Origin of the sequence: Dietzia sp. Cai40 (assembly GCF_014145165.1) — a bacterium.
GTDB classification, from domain to species: Bacteria; Actinomycetota; Actinomycetes; order Mycobacteriales; family Mycobacteriaceae; genus Dietzia; species Dietzia natronolimnaea.
Window position 1 is genome coordinate 1 of the sequence record NZ_JAALEB010000360.1, and the last position, 6,314, is coordinate 6,314.

Here is a 6,314-nt window from a genome sequence, read left to right on the forward strand (position 1 = left end):
CGGTCCCCGCAGTCGGCACCGTAGTAGCCGATGGCGGAGGAGGACACCATGGCCGTGGCGCCGTCCCGCGCGGCGACCAGCTCGGCGAGCCTACGGGTGGGCCCGATCCGGCTGTCGCGGACCGTCGCCAGGTGGTGGTCGGTGAAGCGGCCCGCGATGGAGGCGCCCGCCAGGTGCACCAGCACGTCCACGCCGTCCAGGAGCGTCGGATCGGGGTCCGCGGTGTCCCACCTGCGTTCGTCGACCCCGCCCGCCGCGCCACGGACCAGTCGGATGACCCGGTGGCCGGCGACCCCCAGCAGGGCACACAGCGCGGTCCCCACCAGCCCGGAGGCCCCGGTGACCGCGACGGTCAGGGCTCGTCCGCCGTCCGGGCCGGCGAGCCGCCGGATCCGGTCGAGGTCGTGCGCCATCTGGCGGTAGCGGTAGGCGAACACCGGGGAGAGGAGGGGTCCCGGCACGCGGGCGCGCACCCGGTCGCCCAGCACGGCGGTCCCGTCCGGACCCGCGGTGACGGTGTGCTCGTGGACCCACCCCGTGAGACCCGCGTAGGGCTGGGAGACGCAGCGGTCCACGAACCGCTCACCCTCGACGTACCCGGCGGGGTCGTGCTGCGCGACCCATCGCGGGCCGAACCGCGTCCCCAACGGACCGGGGAGCGCGGACCTCGGCTCGAGCACGGCCACACCGTCCCGCAGCGAGTCGGCCTGGCTCACGGGCCGCAGCGGCATGAACGGCGGGGAGATCCGGACGAAGGCACCCGGCGAGGCGAGATAATCCCACGCCTCGTCCGCGCCGGCCCGGATCGTACAACTGAGGTCGATGCTCATCGGTCCGTCTCTCAGGGGAGCAGGCACAGCGGGGTGACGTCGCCCCGCCCACCGGCCATGGGAACGGTCAGGAACGCGCAGGGCCACCAGCCGCGCGACTCGACGACGTCACGGACGGTGGACCACTGGTCCGCCCCCAGGGCGGGGTCCCGGCTCAACACGAAGCCGGAGGACCGGCTCGGGTCGCCGACGACCGCCACCGAGTAGTCGTCGGCGAGGTAGGTGATGCGGTAGTTGACCGGACCGTTCTCGTCCTGGAACGGCACCTGGGGGAAGTTCACGCGCAGGGAGGCGTTGGTGTCGGTGTCGCGGATCGTCGCCTCCCCCTCGATCACCGAGTCGGAGCTGATCGCCGAGCCGCAGGAGTTACGTACCGAGATCGTGTCGGGCGAGATCCGCGCGTACTCGGCGGTCGTGTCGTTGGTGCACTGCAGGGTATACGGCTGCGGGATCGCCGCGACCTGGTACCAGGTGCCCACGAAACGGTCGGGATCCACATATCCGACCTGCTGCAGCTCGGGGCCGCCGATCGACCCCACCGCGATGCCGTCGGGCAGCACCAGCTGCGAGGAGCCCCCGCCGAGGCGGCCCCCGTCGGTGAGGTCCTGGGCCCCGGCTGCGGGGGCGGCCCCGAGCCCCGCCGCCAGTAGCGGAACCACGGCGAGGGCGGTGACGAGTGAACGGACCCGGGAACGGCGCGAGGTGGTCATGGGTGGAACTCCTTCGTGTCGGCGGTGCGGGCTGGAGCGGAGTCGGCCGGAGCCGTGGCTGCGGATGCGGATGCGTCTGAACCGCCGGTGGTGGGCTCGCCCGCGGGCGTGACGCCGCGTCGGGGATCGCCAGGCCACCAGACCCGCTCCCCGACCAGGGTGAACAGAGCCGGCACCACGAGGGTCCTCACGACGAAGGTGTCCAGCAGGACGCCGAGGGCCACGATCACGCCGACCTGGGTGAGCACGATCAACGGCAGGACGCCCAGCACCACGAACACCGAGGCCAGCACGATTCCCGCGGAGGTGATCACGCCGCCGGTGAGGGCGACCGCCCGGACCATGGCCTCGCGGGTCGAGTGCGTGGCCGCCTCCTCCCGGGCGCGGATGATCAGGAACACCGAGTAGTCCACGCCCAGGGCGACGAGGAACAGGAAGCTGTACAGCGGGACCGACACGTCCAGGCCGGGGAAGCCCAGGATCTGGGTGGTGACGAAGGTCCCCAGCCCGAGCGCCGCGAGCGACGACAACACCGTCGCGCCCAGCAGCAGCAGCGGCGCGATCAACGCCCGTAGCGCCAGGACCAGGACGACGAACACCACAAGGAGGATGAGCGGTGCGATCAGCGCGAGGTCGCGGAGGTTCCCGTCGGAGGTGTCGACGCCCTCGGCCACCGATCCGCCGACGATCGCCTCGGATCCGGGGACCTGGTCGACCGCGGAGCGCAACGCCACCACGCTGTCCTCCGACCGGTCGGTCGCGGGGGCGGCGTCGAGGGTCACCGTGATGCGGCTCCACCCGGTCCCCGACTCACCGGCCGGCATGGCGGACACCACGCCCTCCACGCCCTCGGCCACCTCCGTGACCTGCGCCTCCGTGCCGGTGCGGGTGAGCACGGTGACCGGGTCCGTGACGCCGGCCGGGAAGTGCTCGGCGGCGGTCTCCAGACCGGCCGCGGCCTCGGACGGCGTTCGGAACTGCTCCGTCTGGCTCAGGCCGATCCGGGTGCCCAGCAACCCGAACGCGAGGATCACGAGGATCAGTACGCACGAGATCAGGACACGGACCGGACGCCTGACCACCCCGGAGGCGATGCGGCCCCAGACGCCGGACGGGACCTCCTCGCGGAAGTCCTCGGGAGTCGTGGGGGCGGTCACCCGGGCGCGCGCGCCGGTGCGCGTGCCCGTGCGCTCGGAGTCGCGGTGCGGCCGGGGGACGAAAGGCCAGAACAACCCACGACCGCACACGGCCAGCGCCGCCGGCAGCGCCACGAGGGCGTACGCCAGGGCGACGAGAAGGCCGACGGCCGCGGAGAGCCCGAGCGAACGGTAGTTGGGCAGGGTCGCGAGCAACAGCATCAGCAGTGCCAGCACCACGGTGACGTTGCTGGCGATGATGGCGGGGACCGCTCCCCGGTAGGCATCACGCAACGCCTGTCGCCGGTTCTCGGTCCGCCGCAGCTCTTCGCGGTACCTGGAGACCAACAGCAACGCGTAGTTGGTACCCGCGCCGAACACCAGGACCGAGACGATGCCGGACGTGGAGCCGTCGACGGTCACGCCGACGGCCTCGCCGACCGTCGCCACCAGCAGGGAGGCCACCCGGTCGGCGACGGCGATCACGACGAGCGGGACGAGCCACAGCACCGGCGAGCGATAGGTGATGATGAGGAGCACCGCGACGACCGTCGCCGTGGCGGCCAGCAGCCGGAAGTCCGCGCCCTCGAAGGCGGCAGCGGTGTCCGCGGCGAAGGCGGGCCCGCCGGTGAGCTGCGCCTCCAGACCGGGGTCGAGGCCGTCGGCGACGGCGTCGCGCATCTCGCGGACGAGCTCGCTGCCCTGCTCGTTGGAGATCGACTCGGCCTCGACCGGCACCAGCAACAGCGCGGCGGCGCCGTCCTCGGAGGGGATCGGTCCCTGGGGCGCGGCGCCGACGACCTCAGCCATCCGCTCACCCGCCCCCACGGCCGCGGCGATCCCCTGCGGGCCCAGCTCGCCACCGTCCTGCCTGGTGACCACCAGTACCGCCGGCACCGACCCCGCGTCGGGGAATTCCTGCTGGATCTGGGAGACGAGGGCGGCTTCGGAGGTGTCCGGCAACGTCTGGGGTGCCTCGGACGCGCCCTCGGAGGACGCGAGCGCGAAGACGGCGCCGGACACGAGCAGGACCGCCGCGAGGATCAGCCAGGCGGTGAGCTTCCCCGTGAGCACGCCGACCCAGCCTCCGGTGGACGCGTCACTGTCCGTCGCGGTGCTCCCGGTTGTCATCGTCTCCCTCGCCCTCACGCGTTGTACTCGGAGAGGAACGCCTCGAGGATGGCGTTGACCTCGTCGGGCCGTTCCATGGTCGGCGAGTGACCCGCACCGGGGATCTCGTGGAAGCTCGTGGTGGCGATGAGCTCGGCGATCCGGCGCGACTTGTCCGGCGGTGTGGCCGCGTCCTCCGCACCCACCACGACCAGCGTCGGAGCGATGATCCGGATGGCCTCGTCCTCGCACGGATCCCGGTCCGCGACCGACTCGATGGCCTTGACCAGACCGGCGCGGTCGGTGCGCTCGAGCATCGCCATCCACTCCTCGACCCAGGGTGCCGAGAGGTTGCGGTCGGCGAGCATGATCGGCGCCACACGGGACCGCAGCGGCTTCATCCCGGCGACGCGGTACACCTTGGACAGGGTCTTGTACTTGCTGCGGTTGGCCGGCTCCTCCGCGGTGGCGGCGGAGTCGAGCAGGGTGAGGGAGTGCACGATCTCGGGGTTGCGGGCCGCGAGCCGTATCCCGACGAAGCCGCCCATGGACAGGCCGACGAAGTTCACCACGGGGATCTGCAGGTGCCGCAGGAGTTCGCTGACGTCCACCGTCAGCGTGTCCATGTCGTACCCACCGAGCGCGCGGGGCGAGTCGCCCTGCCCACGGAAGTCGATGGTCACGCACCGGTACCTGTCCCGCAGGTGGGCGATCTGGTGCTGGAACATCCACCCGGAGAAGAGCAGACCGTGGGCGAAGAACACCACGGGAGCGTCCTCACGACCGGCGGGCACGCCGGTGTCGGTGTAGGCGATGGTCGTGTGACCGCGCTGGAATGTGGGCATCGGGGCTCTCCTGACAGTCGGACGGCCGCCGTGTCCGGCCGCCACAGTCGTACGATACGGCGGCCGGCGCCACCCTTCGGTCACCTCGAGGGGATCGGAAGCCGGGTCACCGCAGCGTGATCAGACCCCGCGGGTCCTCCGGCCCGGCGGCCCGCTCCAGGTGCTGGTGCTCGTTGACCGCGATGCAGGTCATCCCGCCGCGACCCACCACGACGCGGGCCACTCCCGTGTTGACGGTCACGCGTTGCAGGCGGGTCCACAACCCCACCACGCCCTCCGGGTCGGCCAACAGGCCCGCGACCGCCAACGAGATGGTTCCGGCCGAACTCACCACCACCGTCGTGCGCCCGGACCCGGACCGCGCCGCCGCGTCCGCGATCGCCGCGTCCGCGGCCGCCCGGTAGGTCTCGAACGCCTCGAGCCCGGCCCAGTGCCCGAGCGCCGCGTCGAGCTGACGTTGGAACGCCTGCTTGGCCTCGCCCGAGGAGCCCGCCGAATCGAGGGTGGCGTGCCCGGCACTCACCCCGGCCGCCCGGGCCGCGGTGAGCACCTCGTCGGCGTCGTACTCGGCCCAGCGGTCGTCGCACTCGACCGGGCAGTCCCACCCGGGACCCTCTCCCAGGTCCTCTCCCAGGCCCTCTCGCAGACCCTCGACCAGGCCCTCGACCAGGCCCTCGACCAGGCCTTGCGCGGTCTCGCGCTGTCGCCTCAGGCCGCCGTGGATCACCACGTCGGGCCGCAGTCCGCGCGCCGCCATGTCCCGGCCCGTGAGCCGGGCCTGGAGGTGGCCGGTCTCGGAGAGCCGGTCGTAGTCGCCGCTCCCGAACGAGGCCTGCCCGTGGCGGACCAGGTGGATGGCCCCCATCAGCGATCGACCCCCGTCACGTGCGGTTCCCCGTCCCCGGCAGGCCACCGAGGAGCCCGCCGATCTTCTGGCGCGCGTCGTGCACCCCGCCCGCGAGCAGCGGCAGGACGACCCTGGGCACCGCGAGCAGCTCCGGGATCACGTCGCGCGGGCTGATCCGGGTGGGCGTCAGCCGCCCCTCGCCGGTGCGGATGATGCGCAGGCACCGCTGTTCGAGGAACCCCACCGCGGGCCGGAACGCGCGGAACGCCGGATTCGTCGTCTGACCGTGGAAGAAGCGGTGGTTGATCTGCTGGGCGATCACCGCGAGGCGGAACAGTCCGAAGACCTCGTAGAACCGCCAGTCGTCCTCGCTGATCGCCAGGCCCGACCGCTCGGCGTAGCGCTCGACGACCTCCCACCGGGTGAGCATCCCGGGCGCGTGAGTGGGCTGGCGCCGGAACGCCTTGAACACCGGGCCGTCCCCGTCCTCGACCCAGTAGGCCAGGGCGCCACCCAGATCCATGAGCGGGTCACCGACGGTCGCCATCTCCCAGTCCAGGACGCCGATGACGGAGGTGACGTCGCCGGGGTCGAGGACCAGGTTGTCGAAGCGGAAGTCGTTGTGGACCAGGCAGTGGCCCACGTCGTCCGGCTGATTGGCGTCCAGCCACTTCATCACCGGCGCGAAGTCGGGCACGTCGGGGGTCCGCGCGCGGCGGTAGCGGGCCGACCACCCCTCGACCTGCCTGCGCACGTAGCCCTCGCCACGGTCGAGGTCGTCCAGGCCGGCGGCCCGGACGTCGACGGCGTGCAGGTCCACCAGGGCGTCGACCGCC

The 6,314-nt window shown here is 72.4% G+C and carries 6 protein-coding genes; all 6 read right to left on the bottom strand.

Annotated features, from left to right (window positions below):
- A partial coding sequence (locus tag G6022_RS13370) for an NAD-dependent epimerase/dehydratase family protein (protein WP_182691750.1) occupies positions 1-830 on the bottom strand: 830 nt, incomplete at its 3' end.
- Between the two features lie 11 nt (positions 831-841).
- On the bottom strand, positions 842-1,540 hold the full coding sequence (locus tag G6022_RS13375) for a lipocalin family protein (protein ID WP_179523650.1): 699 nt from the start codon (positions 1,538-1,540) through the stop codon (positions 842-844).
- A complete protein-coding gene (locus G6022_RS13380; protein WP_182691751.1) occupies positions 1,537-3,807 on the bottom strand; it encodes an MMPL family transporter in 2,271 nt (756 codons plus the stop codon). Before G6022_RS13380 ends, G6022_RS13375 begins: the two co-directional genes overlap by 4 nt.
- A gap of 14 nt (positions 3,808-3,821) precedes the next feature.
- Positions 3,822-4,631, bottom strand: a complete 810-nt coding sequence (locus tag G6022_RS13385) for an alpha/beta fold hydrolase (protein WP_179523652.1) — start codon at positions 4,629-4,631, stop codon at positions 3,822-3,824.
- Between the two features lie 106 nt (positions 4,632-4,737).
- Positions 4,738-5,496, bottom strand: a complete 759-nt coding sequence (locus tag G6022_RS13390) for a histidine phosphatase family protein (protein ID WP_182691752.1) — start codon at positions 5,494-5,496, stop codon at positions 4,738-4,740.
- Positions 5,497-5,512: 16 nt separating this feature from the next.
- On the bottom strand, positions 5,513-6,314 hold an 802-nt coding region (locus tag G6022_RS13395; RefSeq protein ID WP_182691753.1), incomplete at its 5' end, for a phosphotransferase family protein.

What these genes read in the sequence shown, in the direction of transcription:
- G6022_RS13375 (WP_179523650.1), bottom strand. Translation starts at nt 1,540, where the DNA reads ATGACCACCTCGCGCCGTTCCCGGGTCCGTTCACTCGTCACCGCCCTC.
- G6022_RS13380 (WP_182691751.1), bottom strand. Translation starts at nt 3,807, where the DNA reads ATGACAACCGGGAGCACCGCGACGGACAGTGACGCGTCCACCGGAGGC.
- G6022_RS13385 (WP_179523652.1), bottom strand. Translation starts at nt 4,631, where the DNA reads ATGCCCACATTCCAGCGCGGTCACACGACCATCGCCTACACCGACACC.
- G6022_RS13390 (WP_182691752.1), bottom strand. Translation starts at nt 5,496, where the DNA reads ATGGGGGCCATCCACCTGGTCCGCCACGGGCAGGCCTCGTTCGGGAGC.